The sequence below is a fragment of the Nonomuraea turkmeniaca genome, from assembly GCF_005889735.1.
Taxonomy (GTDB): Bacteria; Actinomycetota; Actinomycetes; order Streptosporangiales; family Streptosporangiaceae; genus Nonomuraea; species Nonomuraea turkmeniaca.
This window is the reverse complement of the sequence record NZ_VCKY01000020.1, coordinates 33,716-49,116: the sequence shown is the minus strand read 5'-3', so window position 1 is coordinate 49,116 and position 15,401 is coordinate 33,716. Positions and strand designations below refer to the sequence as shown.

Here is a 15,401-nt window from a genome sequence, read left to right as displayed (position 1 = left end):
GGAAGGGCGCCGTGCGGCGGGGCACGATGCTTGGGAAGCGGTCCGCTCCGTACGCTGTGACCAAGGCCTACTTGACGCCCCCGGCGGGACGGCCGTACGGTTCGGGAAAGCGCTTTCCGCACCTGTTTGACCTGAAGGGATCCTCAATGAGCGTGCGCACCATCGGCGTCGTCATGAACGGCGTCACCGGACGGATGGGCTACCGCCAGCATTTGGTCCGGTCCGTCCTGGCGATCAACGAGCAGGGCGGTGTGACGCTCTCGGACGGCAGCCGGGTGAAGCTCAAGCCGGTGCTGGTCGGCAGAAACGCCGACAAATTGGCAGATATCGCATCGAAGCACGGACTTTCGGATTTCACCACTGACCTCGACGCGGCCCTCGCCGACGACGACAATGTGATCTACTTCGACGCCCAGGTCACCAGCGCCCGGGTGAAGGCCGTGCTGAAGGCCATCGAGGCCGGCAAGCACATCTACGCCGAGAAGCCGACCGCCGAGTCCACCCAGGAGGCGGTCGCGCTGGCCGAGGCCGCCACCGCCAAGGGCGTCAAGAACGGCGTGGTCCAGGACAAGCTGTTCCTGCCCGGCCTGCTCAAGCTGAAGAGGCTGATCGACGGCGGCTTCTTCGGCCGCATCCTGTCGGTGCGCGGCGAGTTCGGCTACTGGGTGTTCGAGGGCGACTGGCAGGAGGCGCAGCGCCCCTCGTGGAACTACCGGGCCGAGGACGGCGGCGGCATCGTGCTCGACATGTTCCCGCACTGGCACTACGTGATGGAGAACCTGTTCGGCCGGATCGAGTCGGTCTACGCCCGCGCCGTGACGCACATCCCGGCGCGTGTGGACGAGCAGGGCAACACCTACCAGGCCACCGCGGACGACGCCGCGTACGGCATTTTCGAGCTCGAAGGCGGCATCGTCGCTCAGATCAACTCCTCCTGGACCGTCCGCGTGAACCGGGACGAGCTGGTCGAGTTCCAGGTGGACGGCACGCACGGCAGCGCCGTGGCGGGCCTGCGCAACTGCCGCGTGCAGCACCGCTCGGCCACGCCCAAGCCGGTCTGGAACCCGGACCTGCCGGTCACGGCGCGCTTCCGCGACGGCTGGCAGGAGATGCCGGACAACGCCGAGTTCGACAACGGGTTCAAGATCCAGTGGGAGGCGTTCGTGAAGCACGTGGTGGAGGACGCCCCGTTCCCGAACGACTTCGCCTCGGGCGCGCGCGGCGTGCAGCTCGCCGAGCTGGGCCTGCGTTCGAACACCGAGGGCCGCAGGATCGAGGTGCCGCAGCTGTGATGATCGACCTGCCAGGCTCCGGCGCGTACACGCTCGCCGAGCCGACGGTCTGGCCGGTGTCGGCGACGCCGGCGACGAGCCGCATCGTGTACGCGGCCGCCCACGTGGTGGCCGACCCGCTCGGCGACAACACGCCCGGCTCCCCCGCGGCCGTGGACTGGGACGCCACCCTGCGCTTCCGCCGCCATCTGTGGTCGCACGGCCTGCGCGTCGCCGACGCGATGGACACCGCGCAGCGCAACATGGGCCTGGACTGGGCGGCGACCAGGGAGCTCATCCGGCGCAGCGCCGCGGAGGCCCGCTCGTTCGGTGACCCGGCGACGCTGGTGGCCTGCGGCGCGGGCACCGACCACGCGCCCGACGCCGCCGATCTGCACACCATCACCGCCGCGTACGCCGAGCAGCTGGAGACCGTCCAGTCGGCCGGCGCCGGCGTGATCATCATGGCCTCCCGCCAGCTCGCCAGGGTGGCCGCGGGACCGCAGGACTACCACCAGGTGTACGGCAAGCTCTTCGGCCTGGCCGACCGTCCGGTGATCCTGCACTGGCTGGGCGAGATGTTCGACCCGCAGCTGGCCGGCTACTGGGGCTCGCGTGACGTGGACGCGGCGACCGAGTCGTTCCTGGAGCTGATCCACGCCCACGCCTCGATGGTGGACGGCGTGAAGGTGTCGCTGCTGGACGAGGAGCACGAGGTGCGCCTGCGTGCCGCGCTCCCCGAGGGCGTCAAGCTCTACACGGGCGACGACTTCAACTACCCGTCGCTGATCAAGTCCGGCTCGCACGCGTTGCTCGGCATCTTCGACGCGATCGCCCCGGCGGCCGCGGCCGCGCTCCAGGTGCTGGACGCCGCCGAGGCGGCCTGCGACGAGGCCGGCCGTGAGCGGCTGCTGGCCGCGTACGACGAGATCCTGGACCCGACGGTCCCGCTGTCACGGAAGATCTTCGAGACGCCCACGTACCACTACAAGACCGGCATCGTCTTCCTGGCCTGGCTGAACGGTCACCAGGACGCGTTCGCCATGGTGAACGCCGCCCAGTCGGCCCGCTCGCTGCTGCACCTGTCGGAGGTGTTCCGCCTGGCCGACCAGGCGGGGCTGCTGGCCGACCAGGAGCTGGCCGTGCACCGCATGAAGGCGCTGCTGGCGGTGAACGGGCTATGACCCTCTCGCTGAACCAGTGGACGACCCGGCACTGGTCGCTGCCGGAGGCCGTGGACGGCTCCGTACGGCACGGCCTGGAGGCGATCGGGCTGTGGCGGGAGAAGGTGGCCGAGCAGGGGCTCGCGCAGAGCGCCAAGCTGGTGCGCGACGCCGGCCTGCGGGTGTCGTCGCTGTGCCGCGGCGGCTTCCTCACCGCGGGCGGGCTGCCCGGCGAGGAGGGGCGTCAGGCCTTCGCCGACGCCCTGGAGGAGAACCGGCGGGCCATCGACGAGGCGGCCGAGCTGGGCGCGGCCTGCCTGGTGCTGGTGGTCGGCGGCCTGCCGGGGGTCAAGCCCGGCGAGCCGCTGGGCAAGGGCTTCTCGCGGGATGTGGCCGGGGCGCGGGAGCGGGTGGCCGAGGCGCTGGCCGAGCTGGCGCCGTACGCCGGCGAGCGGGGCGTCAAGCTGGCCTTGGAGCCGCTGCACCCGATCTACTGCCCGGACCGGGCGGTCCTGTGCACGCTGGGCCAGGCGCTCGACCTGGCCTTGGCGTACCCGGAGGAGCAGGTCGGCGTGGTCGTCGACACGTTCCACGTGTGGTGGGACCCGAGGTTGTTCGAGGACATCGCGCGAGCCGGGAGCCGGATCGCGTCCTACCAGGTGTGCGATTACCTGCACCCGCTGCCGGAGGACGTGCTGCTCGGCCGGGGCATGATGGGCGACGGCGTGATCGACTTCAGGCCGATCACGCAGGCGGTCCTGGACGCCGGGTACGCCGGCGACGTCGAGGTGGAGATCTTCAACGCTGACATCTGGGCCGCCGACCCAGACGAGGTCGTGGCCACGATGAAGGCCCGCTACGAGGACGTGGTGCTGCCCCACCCGTGAGGCTCGGGGTGGCGGCTCGAAAGGGCCGCCACCCGGTCAGCGCCCAGGTTTGTCCCAGGTCAGCAGGTAGCGGCGGAGTAGCAGGCGGCGGAAGCGGCAGCCGGGCAACATCCGCCGCGCCTCGCGGGCGATCTCTCCCCAGGAGGTCGTGGGCGACATGCCCGGCACGCCGGGCCCGCGCTTGCCGCCGTGGAACACCTTGAGCACGTGAGAGGCCGCCTGTCCGGTCAGCCGGACGATCCAGTCCAGGGGCGTGCGGTCCTTCCCGAGTCCGACGACCACCAGCCGCCCGCCCGGCGCCAGCAGCCGGACCAGCCCGTTCACCGCGTCGTGGAAGTCCGCGTGGTGGATGACCGCGACGGCGCTGACGAAGTCGTACTTGCCCTCGGCGAGCAGGCCTTTCGGGTCGTCGAGGTAGTCGGTCTCCACGAACGTGACGTTGTCCAGGTCGCCGTAGCGCCTGCGGGCCAGCACCATCGCCTCGGCGGAGCGGTCCGCGCCGGTCACGGCGGGCACACGGGCGGCCAGCCTGCTCACCAGCAGCCCGTCGCCGCACCCGACGTCGAGCGCGTGCTCGCACCCTTCGGGCAGGAGCTTCAGCACGAGCTGCTGGTAGTGAACGTTGTGATTCCAGTACGCCTCGGGCATTTGATCACAATAGCGTCACGGTGCCCGCCGCGCCGTTCACTTCGATCTCCTGGCCGGTGGTGACGCGGTGGGTGGCGTCGGGGACGCCGACGACGGCCGGGATGCCGTACTCGCGGGCCACCACCGCGCCGTGTGACATCGCGCCGCCCATCTCCATGACGAGGCCGCCGGCCGTCAGGAACAGCGGCGTCCAGCCGGGGTCCGTGGACGGGCAGACCAGGATCTCGCCCGGCTCCAGGTGCGCGCCGATCGGGTCGAGCACCACCCGGGCCACGCCGGTGACGGTGCCCGCCGACGCGGCCGTGCCGGTCAGCGCGCCGTCGGTGACGGCCGCGGCGGCCCCGAGCGCCTCAGGCTCGGTGCCGTCGGTCAGCAGCACCCGGGGGACGTGCCTGCGGCGCGACTCCTGCTCGTACGCCGCCCGCCGCTCGGCCACCAGCTCCCGCAGGTCGCCTCCGCCCAGCGCGGCCCTGACCTCACGCCACTCCAGGAAGAACACGTCCTTGGCCGAGTCGATCACCCCCAGGCCAACGAGCTGCTCACCGACCGCCAGCAGGCTGCGCCGGACCGCGGCGAGCGTCTTGACCAGGTAGAACTTGGGCAGCTCGCGCAGGCCCGCGAACTTCCTGGTGCGCCGCAGCCCGAACCGCGCCACGGCGCCCCGCCAGCGGGCCCTGCGCCCGGCCTGCTCGGCCACGTGCACGATCGCGGCCTGCGCCTGCACGGCGCCCTTGGCGAACAAGGCGGCGGGCGCGAGGTCGGCGCCGCCGTCCATGCGCAGGTAGTTGGCCAGGACACCGAGGATGTGCGCGGGCTCTTCCGACCAGCGGGGCACGCCCAGGTCGATCTCCGCGACGCCGCGGTGGCCGTACTTGTCCAGGAACGCGGCGATCTCGCGCTGCGCGACAGGCGGCAGGCCGCCCTCCTGGTAGCGGCGGACCAGCTCGGCGACCGGCAGCTCCTTGAACGGCTCCGGCTCGATGCGAGTGGCGAGATCCCACAACTCCAGGTCCATCTCCGTGGTCGGGTTGTGCGGAACGCTGCGGAGCACGTCCTGCATCTCGGCCATCGGCACGCCGGAGAGCTTGGACGCCAAAGCGAACAGGCCGTATCCGGTGATCACGATGGGCATGATCGAGATGATCGTGGGGAATGTGCCGGCGAGCATCCGCTCCGCGTGGTCCAGCCGTTGCGCGGGGGTGGCGGTGTCGGGGACCTGGAGTCGCCTGTCGAGCTCGTCGCCGAGCCGGGCGGCGTACGCGAGGGCTTGGTCCGGCCTGGTCAGCGCCATCAGCACCCGCGACGGGATGTGGACGCGCCGGGCGAAGCGGGCGAAGGCCCTCACGAAGGGGCGGCGCGAGGTGTGCACGAGCGACAGCCGCGGGTCCTCCACGAGCCGCTCCATGACGGTCGCGGTGCGGGCCTCGCCGAGCGTCAGCGCACGCGGGAGGATGGCGCGGCCGGGGCGGCTGCGTACGGCGGTGGTGATGTCGAGCCACACGCGCTGCCCGGAGACGGCCATGAAGGGCGGGCCGTCGAGCGGGTCGGCGGGGCCGTAACCAGGCAGGCTCGCCGCGCCTGCGCCGATCAGCTTGAACGCCGACAGGCCCAGCGGCGTGAGCGGCCCCATGACGCCTTGGGCGACGTTGACCGAGAAGAAGACCCGCAGGCCCGGCCTGGTGGTCTCGGGCAGCGGGTAGAGCGTGGTGATCGGCCTGGCCTGGGTGAGCCAGAGCGTGCCGTCCGCGTCGATGGCCCACTCGGTGTCCTGCGGCGCGCCGTAGTGGTCCTCGACCCGGGCACCCAGCGCGGCCAGCGCGAGGACCTGGGCGTCGGTCAGGCAGAGACCGTCGTGGGCGGTCTCCACGCGCTCGGTCCCGCCGCCGGGCAGGGAGCGGATGGCCAGCCGCTTGTCGCCGGCGTGGCGTTCGAGGATGTCACCCCCGTACACGACGAAGCGGTCGGGGTTGACGGCGCCGGAGACGACGGCCTCCCCCAGCCCGGGGCTGGCGTCGATGACGGCCTCACGGCGCCGGCCCGTGACCGGGTTCGCGGTGAACATCACCCCGGCGACCTGGGAGTCCACCATGACCTGGACGACCACCGCGAGGCGCACGGCGGCGTGGTCGATGCCGTTGGACTCGCGGTAGGCCACGGCGCGGTCCGTCCAGAGCGAGGCCCAGCAGCGGCGTACGGCGTCGACCACCGCCTCGGCGCCCACGACGTTCAGGTACGTGTCCTGCTGCCCGGCGAAGCTGGCGAACGGCAGGTCCTCCGCCGTGGCCGAGGAGCGCACCGCCACCGGGACGTCGGGGCCGAGCGCGGCGTAGTGCTTCACGATCGCCTCGTGGACGGCGGCCGGCACCGGGGCCTGGAGCAGGTGGCGCCTGGCGCGCTCGGCCAGGTCTTCGCCGCTGGTCTCCAGCCCGGCGGCGACCTGACGGTAGGCCTCGGTGGTGAGCACCCAGCCGTGCGGCACGGGTAGCCCGGCCCTGGTCAACTCGCCGAGGTTGGCGGCCTTACCGCCCACCTCGGCCAGCATCCCGGCGTCTATCTCGGAGAAGTCCAGTGCCGTGTTCATCGAGCGCACTCCTGCCGTTCAGCGTCTGTTACACAGTCTGACGCCTTCGCGGCAGGAATTCAACACGTGATGAACTCTGTATCACGGCTCCAGAGGTGTGCCGTCGAGGTCCCAGTCCGGCTCGATCGGCACGCCCAGCGCCGTCAGCGCCGTCGGGGCCACGTCGACCAGGCGCGGCGCGCCCAGCGAGCGGCCGCGGAGGTCCTCGCCGAGGCGGGCGGCGATCACGAAGACCGTTCGTTCCTCGTCCGACGTTCCGCCGTGGCCGCCCTCGTCCACGTGCCCGTGGTCGGTGGTGACCAGCACGGTCCAGCGCTCATTCGGGTACGCGGGCCGCGCCCGGATCGTCTCGATCATCCGGCCCAGGTGCGCGTCCTGGGTTTGGAGGGCGGCGGCGTACTCGGGGCAGTGCGGGCCGAGGTCGTGGGCCACCTCGTCGGTGTCACCCAGGTACACGAACACGGCGTCAGGGTCGTCCTGTGCCAGATGGCGCTCGGCGGCCTCCGTGACCTGCTCGTCGGCCTCGGCCCAGCCCACTGTGTAGCCGTCCAGCACGAACCGGTGGTCAATGGCGGGGCCGAAGGCGCCGTGCTCGGCGAGTGCCGCCCAGGAGAAGAACGCCGAGGTCACGAGGTCAGGCCGGGCATTCTTCGCACGACTCAAGAAGTCCGGAAATTTCAGGAACTGGGGGGCGGCGAAACCGTTGTCCACGATGCCGTGTTTGTCGGGCCAGACGCCGGTCGCGATGGACGACCAGCCCGGCCCCGAGTCGGTGCGGGACTTGATGACCCGGCCACCGTTCCCCGGCTCCGGGGCCTTGGGCACGACCTCGCCGGGCGACTCCGTGCGGGGCGCGCCGGCCTCGCCGTACGGGAGCATGCTGGTGCCGTACGCGCCGGCGGCCATCAACGCGGTCAGCACGGGAGCGCCCGACACGGCGAGCAGGTCGAACCGCAGGCCGTCCATCCCGACGACCAAGACTTTGTCCTTAGGTAGGGGCATCCCCCTATCTAAGCGGCGAACCTCCGCACCCAGTCAGCGGCTCCCGGCAGGATCTCCTCGACCGGCGCGACCTGCGGATACCACGTACGCTCCCACTCCAGCGATACCCATCCGTCGTACCCGGCCCCGCGCAGCAGCTCTCCCGCCTCCTGCAGCGGCACGGACCCGGTGCCCATCGGCACCGGCGTGGTGTCCTGGGCCGAGACCGCGTCCTTGACCTGGACGTAGGCCAGGTACGGGCCGAGCGCGGCCAGCGAGTCGGCCGGGGACTCGCCGTGCCGCCACGGGTGCAGCAGGTCCCAGATCGCCCCCGTGGTCTCCGGCGAGGCCGCCTCGGCGAGCAACCCGGCCACGGCCGCGCAGGTGGCCATGTTGTCGTGCGTCTCGACGAGCACGCGGCGTCCGAGTGCGGCGGCCGTACCGGAGACCGCTTTGAGCCTGCGGGCGCCGACGGACGGATCGTCGCCGCGCGGGAACACTCGTACCCCGGGCGCGCCCAGGTCGGCGGCGAGCCGCAGGTCGGCGAGGAGCTTTTCGATGACGGGCTGGTCCGGCCCCGGCTCACAGACCCCGACATATCCGGCGAGGGCCGAAATTTCCAGTCCTGCGCCTTCCACCCGCTCCCGCACCGAACGCCGCTCCGCCGAGTCCAGCCCGGCGTGCACCCCGGTGTCCGGGTGCAGGCGCAGCTCCAGCCCTTGGCAGCCGTGCCCGGTCGCGATCTCGATCGCCCGGTCCAGATCCTCGCCGGGCATCCCCAGCGTGCTGACCGCCAGCCTCACACCAACCTCCGTACGCTCTCCCGCAACACGACCTCGCCGGCGACCTGCTCGACGACGACTGCTTCTTCCTCGCCCAGCGCCAGCTCCAGCGCCCGCGCTCCCATGTTCTTCAGCGGCAGCCGCACGGTGGTCAGTGCCGGCACGTGATCCCGCAGGGTGACGATGTCGTCGAAACCGGCCACCGACACGTCCTCCGGCACCCGGATCCCGCGTTCCCTGCAGGCCGCCAGCGCCCCGACCGCCATCACGTCGTTGACCGCGAACACGCACGTCGTGTCCTCGCCCACCTGCTGGGCGGCCGCGTACCCGCCGTCGCGGTCGAACGGGCCGTGGATCACGTGCGGTGCGGGCAACCCCAAATCCTCCAGCGCTCCGGCGAACCCGGCGCAACGGTCGGCGGCGGTCACCAGGTGCGGCGGCCCGGCGAGCACCGCGAACCGGGTGTGCCCGAGTCCGGCCAGCGCGCGTGCCAGCTCAGCCGCCCCCTCCCGGTTGGCGGGCGCGACGGTGTCCACGCCCAGCAGATCCTGTCCGACGCAGGCCGCACGGCCACCGCCCGACCGGTATCTGGCCAGCTCGTCGCGGAGCCGCCCGGTGACGGCCGGATCGGCCACCCGGGAGCCGACCAGCAGCACGGCCCGCACCCGCTGGGCGTTGAGCGTGGCCACGTAAGCGATCTCCTGCTCGGGGTCGCGATGCGTGGTGCCCACCATGACGAGCAGGCCCTCGGTGGCCGCCGCCCGCATCGCCCCGTCGGCCAGGGCCGCGAAGTAGGGGTCCGTCAAGTCGTGTACGACGATGCCGATGACGTTGCCGGCGCCGCGGGCCAGCGTCTGGGCCGCGATGTTGGCCCGGTAGCCCAGCTCGTCGGCGGCCTGCTCGACACGGGCCCGCAAGGCCGCGCCGACCTGGCGGGTGCTGCCGTTGAGCACCCGCGAGGCGGTCGCGAGCGAGACGCCCGCCTGCTTGGCGACGTCCTCAAGCGTGACCACGAGACCTCCCGGGAAAGCGGTTTCCAAGTGTGCCAGAACAACACCTGGCTCCGCATCCTTCCACGCCCGAGCCCTCGGACAACAGAACGACCCCGCGCCACGGCGGCCAGACCGACGCCTGCCCCTGGGAACGGGTGACCGGCCTCCAACGGCCGTGGCCCAGGCATACGAGAGGTGACCCCGCGCCTGGCGCGCCAGACGGGTCCGAGGCGGCCAGGCGAGGGCGGGTCCAAGGACGGACCCGCGCCACCATGGGCCGGTGGGTTACCAGGGGAAGAGGATGTCGAGCAGCCCCTTACGCTCCTCCTTGGTCGGCGTCGGCGCGGGCGCCTGGGTGGTGGGCTGCTGGGCGGGCTGGCTGCTGGGCGGCTGCGTGGGCTGCTGCTTGCTGTCCGACGACGACTGACCGTTCGAGCCTGTGCCGCCCGTGCCCGTGCCTGTGTCCGTGTTCGGGTTCGTGTCCTGCATCGGATTCACCGGCGGCCGGGTGGCGTTGTCGCTCGACTTCGTGGTCGGCTCGCCGACGCGGGTGGAGGTGGGACGCACGGCCGGCTCGCGGGTCGGCCGCGGCCGCTGGGTCGACCGCGGGGGGTTTACGGACTCGGTATCGGTCGGCTCGGCAGTGGCCGAATCGTCGGGCTCCGGGGTGTCCTCCTCGGTCGGCGTGTCCTCGGGAACGGCGGCGTCGGAGGGCGCGGTCACCTCGCCCGCGCTGGCGCACCGGCCGCCCTGGCACGGGTCGTCCGACGAGGTGCCGGTGAGCATGAATCCGGCCCCCACGCCGACCAGCACCACCGCGGCCGCCGCCACCAGCAGCTTCCTGGTACGCCGCCGAACCTCACGGTCGCCGCCGGAACGCCCGTCGGAGGAGTCGTCGGTCCACCCCGATCCGAGAAAGCCGCGCTTGGGCCGCTCCTCCTCGCCGTCGTCGTAGCCGGCCTCATAGCTCCGGTCGAGCGGCAGGTACGGGACCGAGTCCTCCACGCGGTGCGGCCCGCTGTGCTCCGACTCATACGGGTCATGCGGGTCGCCAGGGTCACGGTCGCCGAGGACGTCATGGGGACCGCTGTGGCCGCCGAGCATGTCGTGCGGACCGGCATGGTCGCCCAGCACGTCGCGGGAGCCGGCGGGCTCGCCCAGGACGTCACGCGGGCCGAGCGGGTCCCCGAGCACGTCGTGCGGGCCGCTGAGGCCGCCCAGGTCACGGGGCCCGCCACCCATCAGGTCCTGCGAAGCCGCCGGGGCGTCGTCGAGCAGGTCACGCCGGCCGTCTCCCAGCAGCACCGGCTCACCGGTCAGCGAATCGGACGGCATGATGTAGGTCTCGTTGCCGACGACCTGGATGGCGGGCTGCTCGTCGGTGTCGTCAGTGCTCCACCGCGGCGACAGCACGTCACCCGTCAACTCCGGGTTTAACGACCTACCCTGCCCATCCTCATATGGCCTGTCGTTCTCGTCGCGCGCCACGGTGGAACCTCTCTCATACGAATGCGGACCGCGCCCTTTCCTAGCAGAATCCACCACCAGTTGTCCGGAAATTTCACATGTTTCCCTAAAATCACGTAGAGTAACATTCGTCACTCCCCGCTCTCACGCCACCTCAGGGGGTATTCCAGACGGCGATCAGCGGGTCAGGCCGCCGAGAAGATCGCCGAGGGCGGCCTTCACCCGCTCGACCCCCACCCCGCACTCCCGGATCCGGTGCGCCAGCAGCGGCGCGGCCAAGGGCGCCAGCAACGCGTCGGCCAGACAGGCGGAGTCGGCTTCCGGCCGCAACTGCGCGACGAGCATCGCCAGGTGTCCGTGGTAGGCGTCGTACGCGCCGCCGAACCGGGCGAACGGCCCCGCCGTCTCCGCCATGACCAGCAGATCGAGCTGCTCGACCATCCGGTCCGCGAGCGCGTCGAGGAAGGCGCGCGCCCGCGCGGCGGGCTCCGCGCCCGGCCCGAGCGGCGGCGGCCCCTCGATGAAGGCGGACTGGAACTCGCGCTCCCGCCGGTCGATCAGCGCGTACGCCAACCCGGAGCGATCTCCGAAGCGCCGGTAGAGCGTGCCGACGCCGACCCCGGCCGCCGCGGCCACGTCCGCCATCGACAGACCACCCACCCCACGGTCGGCGACGATGGCCTCGGCCGCGGCGAGGATCTTCGCGCGGTTGCGGGCCGCGTCGGTGCGCTCGCGCTTCACGACCTCCACCTCCGCGTCACCGACTCCGCGGTTCACGACCTCCACCCCCGCGTCAGTTTCTCCGCGGTTCGCGGTGTCCACCTTCGTGTCATGATCTCCGCGCTTCACGACCACCTTCGCACCCTCCCACGATCTCCATCTTGGCATCGGTTGCATCCGGAAGGCATTCCGCTTAATGTTTAACCGGAACACATTCCGCTTCATCGGGAGGACGCATGGCACGCAGGGTCGCCCTGGTCACGGGCGGGAGCAGGGGAATCGGCGCAGCCGTCGCGCGGCGGCTGGCAGGCGACGGGTTCGACGTGGCGATCACGTACCGGAGCGCCGGCGACCGGGCCGCCGCCGTGGCCAAGGAGGTCGAGGCGGCCGGCGGGCGAGCTCTCGGCGTGCGGGCGGAGGCCGCCGACGCCGGTGCGCTGGTCGAGGCGGTGGAGCGGACGGTACGCGAGCTGGGACGGCTCGACGTGCTGGTGAGCAACGCGGGGATCGCGCCGTACGGGGCGCTGGAGGAAGTGACGCTCGACGACGTCGACCGGCTGCTGGCCGTGCACGCCAGGGCGGCGTTCGTGCTGGCGCAGGCGGCCGCCCGGCACATGGGGCGGGGCGGCAGGATCGTGCTCATCGGCAGCAGCCTGGCCGAGCGGGTGCCGTACCCGGGCTGGACGGCGTACGCGATGAGCAAGTCGGCGCTGACCGGCCTCGTCAAGGGCCTGGCCAGGGACCTCGGACCGCGCGGCATCACCGCGAACCTGGTCAGCCCCGGCTCCACGGACACCGACATGAACCCGGCCGACTCCCCGGAGGCGGACGAGGAGCGGCGCTACACGGCGCTCGGCACGTACTGCTCCCCCGACGACATCGCCGCCACCGTCGCCCATCTGGCCGGGGAGGGCGGCCGGCACATCACGGGCGCCTCGATCCCCGTCGACGCGGGTGTCACGGCCTGAGAGTCACAGGCAGGGGTTGGTGTTGGCGTCGACCACCTTGTCCTTGAGCGAGTCCGGGATCGCCGACTGCACCCGGACGCCCGGCCAGTCGGTGCCGATCACGAGCTGGATGATCGGGCCATCGGGCAGCTTGGCGACCTTGGACGCGTACGGCTGGGCATTGACCGGCTTGACCTTGCCCGCCACCGGGGTCCGCTTGTCCTTGGACAGCCGGGTGGCCACCGCGTCGGCGTAGGCCGGTCCGTCCTGGGCGTCCTTCTTCGCGTAGCGGATCGCGGTGGTCCCGGTCGTGGGCGCGTTGCCGACCTCGATGACGGCGAATCCCTGGGCGGCCAGCTCGTCGGCCACCTGGACGGCCTTGCCCTGCTCGCCGGTGCCGTTGAGCACCTGGACGCGCACCTGCTCGTGCTCGATCTTCGGCGCGGCGGACTTGCCGGGGGCCGGGGTGGCGGTGACCTCGACGTCGTTGCGTACCGACTCGAAGAAGTTCTTCGCGGCCGGCTGGCTGAACTGCACCCGGTTCTTGTCCGGCGGGTACGGCTCCACAGGCACCGTGATGCCCTTGAGCTCCTTGGCCGTCAGGCCCTTGACGCTGTTGGCGATCTCCAGCATGCGGTCGAGCGTCAGCTCGCTGTCCACGGTGACCGCCGCGGCGGCCGAGCGCAGGAAGCCGTTGAGGCTGACGGGGTCGGTGAGCAGGCCGCCGTCGGTGACCTTCGCCAGCACCTGGGTGAGGAACACCTGCTGGCGCTGGATCCTGCTCAGGTCGCTGCCGTCGCCGAGCGCGTAGCGGGTGCGTACGTACCCGAGCGCCTGCTCGCCGTTGACCACATGCTTGCCGGCGGGGAGCACCAGCTTCGCCTTGGGGTCGTTGACGGGTTTGGGCAGGCAGATCTCGATGCCGCCGATGGCGTCGACGATGCCCTTGAAGCCGGTGAAGTCGACCTTCACGAAGTGGTTGATCTTGATGTTGGTGAGCGATTCGAGCGTCCTGATCGTGCAGTTGATGCCACCGTCGTTGAAGGCGGAGTTGATCTGCCGGATCCCGCCGGGGAGCGTGGCGCCGTTCCTGCCCTCGCACTCGGGGATCGCCACCATGGAGTCGCGAGGGAAGCTGATCATGGTGGCTTTATCCCTGTTCGGGGAGATGTGCAGCAACATGATCGTGTCCGTGCGCTCCCCCAGTCCCTGCGACTTGGGTCCGTACTGCTTGTTGTCGCCCTCACGGGAGTCGGAGCCGACGAGTAACACGTTGAGCGCCCCGGTCTCCGGCGGCCGGCTCGGGCCGACCTCGAAGGGTAAGCGGCGGAGGCTGCCCTCGATGCTGCGGTAGTACGCGTACGCGGCCAGCGTGGTGGCCACCAGCACGAACGTCAGCGCCACGCTCACCCAGCCCAGGGGCGTCAGCGGGTTCCTGCGCGGCCGGGGTTCGAGCGTCCCGGAGCGGCGCGGCACGGGGGCGACGCGCGGGCCCCGAACCGCATCCCCAGGTCGCGCTCTCACGCGGTCCACCCCCTGCGTCATGATCGCGAAGCATAGTCACCAACAGGGGTCCCCGACGGCATATCACCACCACTCCACCGCCCCCACGCTCAGTTCGCCTCGCCGCGGCCCGGCAGACTATGACCTTTCCGCCACTCCTCCATCACCCGACCCCGGGGAGGGCATGGGGCGCGGACTAGTTACTCACGAGTAGCATAAGCGTGGAACCCCTTCCAGCAGCGAGGAGCGAATCTGTGCCTTCCTCTCGTGACGTCGTGTTCGTCGACGGCGTGCGCACGCCTTTCGGCAGGTCAGGGCCGAAGGGACTGTACGCGGAGACCCGCGCCGACGACCTGGTCGTCCGTGTCATCCGCGAGCTCATCAGGCGAAATCCCGACCTGCCCCCCGAGCGCGTGGACGAGGTCGCCATCGCCGCGACCACGCAGATCGGCGACCAGGGCCTGACCATCGGCCGCGCGGCCGCGGTGCTCGCCGGGCTGCCCAAGAGCGTGCCCGGCTACGCGATCGACCGCATGTGCGCCGGCGCGATGACCGCGGTCACCACGGTCGCGGGCGGCATCGCGTTCGGTGCGTACGACGTGGCGATCGCGGGCGGCGTCGAGCACATGGGCCGCCACCCGATGGGCGAGGGCGTCGACCCCAACCCGCGCTTCCTGTCGGAGAAGCTGGTCGACCCGAGCGCGCTGGTCATGGGCATGACGGCCGAGAACCTGCACGACCGCTACCCGACGATCTCCAAGGAGCGCGCGGACGCGTACGCGGTGCTCTCGCAGGAGAAGGCGGCCAAGGCGTACGCCGACGGCAAGATCCAGCCCGATCTGGTGCCGACCGCGATCAGGACGGCGGAGAAGGGCTGGGGGCTGGCCGTCGAGGACGAGGCGCCTCGTCCCGGCACCACGATGGAGGGGCTGAGCGGGCTCAAGACGCCGTTCCGTCCGCACGGCAACGTCACGGCCGGCAACTCCTCGGGCATCAACGACGGCGCCACCGGGTGCATCGTGGCCGCCCGGGAGGTCGCCGAGGAGCTCGGGCTGACGGCGAAGATGCGGCTGGTGTCGTACGCGTTCGCGGGTGTCGATCCCGAGGTCATGGGCGCGGGCCCGATCCCGTCCACGGAGCGGGCACTCCGGCTGGCGAATCTCGATATTTCGGATATCGGGCTGTTCGAGATCAACGAGGCGTTCGCCGTACAGGTCCTGGCGTTCCTCGACCACTTCGGCATCACCGACGACGACCCCCGCGTGAACCCCTACGGCGGCGCGATCGCTTACGGCCACCCGCTCGCCTCCTCGGGCGTGCGGCTGATGACGCAGCTCGCGCGCCAGTTCGGCGAGCGTCCCGAGGTGCGCTACGGCATCACCACGATGTGCGTCGGCATGGGCATGGGCGGCACTGTGATCTGGGAGAACCTGACGTGAGCGAGCGAAGCGAGAGAACA

At 71.4% G+C, this 15,401-nt stretch carries 13 protein-coding genes; 5 read left to right on the top strand and 8 right to left on the bottom strand.

Features of this window, described 5'->3' with window-relative positions:
• Positions 1 to 146: 146 nt before the first annotated feature.
• Genes ETD86_RS08540 through ETD86_RS08530 form a run of 3 tightly spaced genes read left to right on the top strand, consistent with a single transcriptional unit; the run spans position 147 to position 3,321 of the window.
• Positions 147 to 1,292 carry a Gfo/Idh/MocA family protein gene (locus ETD86_RS08540; RefSeq protein ID WP_138665557.1) on the top strand — a complete coding sequence of 382 codons (1,146 nt, stop codon included), beginning with the start codon at positions 147 to 149 and terminating at the stop codon, positions 1,290 to 1,292.
• The gene (locus ETD86_RS08535) at positions 1,292 to 2,455 is read left to right on the top strand and encodes a dihydrodipicolinate synthase family protein (protein WP_211369913.1); all 1,164 of its coding nucleotides are present in this window, start codon (positions 1,292 to 1,294) and stop codon (positions 2,453 to 2,455) included. The genes ETD86_RS08540 and ETD86_RS08535 overlap by 1 nt, the downstream gene beginning before the upstream one ends.
• The gene (locus tag ETD86_RS08530) at positions 2,452 to 3,321 is read left to right on the top strand and encodes a sugar phosphate isomerase/epimerase family protein (protein WP_138665555.1); all 870 of its coding nucleotides are present in this window, start codon (positions 2,452 to 2,454) and stop codon (positions 3,319 to 3,321) included. The genes ETD86_RS08535 and ETD86_RS08530 overlap by 4 nt, the downstream gene beginning before the upstream one ends.
• Positions 3,322 to 3,357: 36 nt before the next feature.
• Here the strand turns inward: ETD86_RS08530 and ETD86_RS08525 are convergent, their stop codons facing one another.
• From ETD86_RS08525 to ETD86_RS08495, 7 genes are all read right to left on the bottom strand, one after another.
• Positions 3,358 to 3,969 (bottom strand): class I SAM-dependent methyltransferase, encoded by a 612-nt coding sequence (locus ETD86_RS08525; protein WP_138665554.1) that lies wholly within the window; start codon positions 3,967 to 3,969, stop codon positions 3,358 to 3,360.
• A gap of 4 nt (positions 3,970 to 3,973) precedes the next feature.
• Positions 3,974 to 6,550 (bottom strand): PEP/pyruvate-binding domain-containing protein, encoded by a 2,577-nt coding sequence (locus tag ETD86_RS08520; protein ID WP_138665553.1) that lies wholly within the window; start codon positions 6,548 to 6,550, stop codon positions 3,974 to 3,976.
• Positions 6,551 to 6,631: 81 nt separating this feature from the next.
• Entirely contained in the window at positions 6,632 to 7,528 is an 897-nt protein-coding gene (locus tag ETD86_RS08515) for an alkaline phosphatase family protein (RefSeq protein WP_211369912.1), read from the bottom strand.
• Between the two features lie 32 nt (positions 7,529 to 7,560).
• Positions 7,561 to 8,334, bottom strand: coding sequence for a sugar phosphate isomerase/epimerase family protein (locus tag ETD86_RS08510; protein WP_138665551.1), 774 nt, complete (start codon positions 8,332 to 8,334; stop codon positions 7,561 to 7,563).
• Positions 8,331 to 9,326: a LacI family DNA-binding transcriptional regulator gene (locus tag ETD86_RS08505; protein ID WP_138665550.1), complete on the bottom strand. Its 996-nt coding sequence runs from the start codon at positions 9,324 to 9,326 to the stop codon at positions 8,331 to 8,333. Before ETD86_RS08505 ends, ETD86_RS08510 begins: the two co-directional genes overlap by 4 nt.
• A 264-nt stretch (positions 9,327 to 9,590) precedes the next feature.
• A complete protein-coding gene (locus ETD86_RS08500) occupies positions 9,591 to 10,730 on the bottom strand; it encodes a hypothetical protein (RefSeq protein ID WP_138665549.1) in 1,140 nt (379 codons plus the stop codon).
• Positions 10,731 to 10,949: 219 nt separating this feature from the next.
• Positions 10,950 to 11,549, bottom strand: coding sequence for a TetR/AcrR family transcriptional regulator (locus ETD86_RS08495; RefSeq protein WP_246147784.1), 600 nt, complete (start codon positions 11,547 to 11,549; stop codon positions 10,950 to 10,952).
• Positions 11,550 to 11,728: 179 nt separating this feature from the next.
• Here ETD86_RS08495 and ETD86_RS08490 point away from each other — a divergent pair, with 179 nt between their 5' ends.
• Positions 11,729 to 12,460: an SDR family NAD(P)-dependent oxidoreductase gene (locus ETD86_RS08490; RefSeq protein ID WP_138665547.1), complete on the top strand. Its 732-nt coding sequence runs from the start codon at positions 11,729 to 11,731 to the stop codon at positions 12,458 to 12,460.
• 3 nt (positions 12,461 to 12,463) lie between these two features.
• Here ETD86_RS08490 and ETD86_RS08485 read toward each other — a convergent pair whose 3' ends face one another.
• On the bottom strand, positions 12,464 to 13,963 hold the full coding sequence (locus ETD86_RS08485; protein ID WP_246147783.1) for an LCP family protein: 1,500 nt from the start codon (positions 13,961 to 13,963) through the stop codon (positions 12,464 to 12,466).
• 254 nt (positions 13,964 to 14,217) lie between these two features.
• On the opposite strand from ETD86_RS08485, the gene ETD86_RS08480 reads away from it, so the two are divergent.
• The gene (locus ETD86_RS08480; RefSeq protein WP_211369915.1) at positions 14,218 to 15,381 is read left to right on the top strand and encodes a thiolase family protein; all 1,164 of its coding nucleotides are present in this window, start codon (positions 14,218 to 14,220) and stop codon (positions 15,379 to 15,381) included.
• Positions 15,382 to 15,401 lie beyond the last annotated feature (20 nt).

Excerpts from the sequence above, each read along its gene's own strand:
- ETD86_RS08520 (WP_138665553.1), bottom strand. The coding sequence starts at position 6,550 with ATGAACACGGCACTGGACTTCTCCGAGATAGACGCCGGGATGCTGGCC.
- ETD86_RS08525 (WP_138665554.1), bottom strand. The coding sequence starts at position 3,969 with ATGCCCGAGGCGTACTGGAATCACAACGTTCACTACCAGCAGCTCGTG.
- ETD86_RS08490 (WP_138665547.1), top strand. The coding sequence starts at position 11,729 with ATGGCACGCAGGGTCGCCCTGGTCACGGGCGGGAGCAGGGGAATCGGC.
- ETD86_RS08535 (WP_211369913.1), top strand. The coding sequence starts at position 1,292 with ATGATCGACCTGCCAGGCTCCGGCGCGTACACGCTCGCCGAGCCGACG.
- ETD86_RS08530 (WP_138665555.1), top strand. The coding sequence starts at position 2,452 with ATGACCCTCTCGCTGAACCAGTGGACGACCCGGCACTGGTCGCTGCCG.
- ETD86_RS08540 (WP_138665557.1), top strand. The coding sequence starts at position 147 with ATGAGCGTGCGCACCATCGGCGTCGTCATGAACGGCGTCACCGGACGG.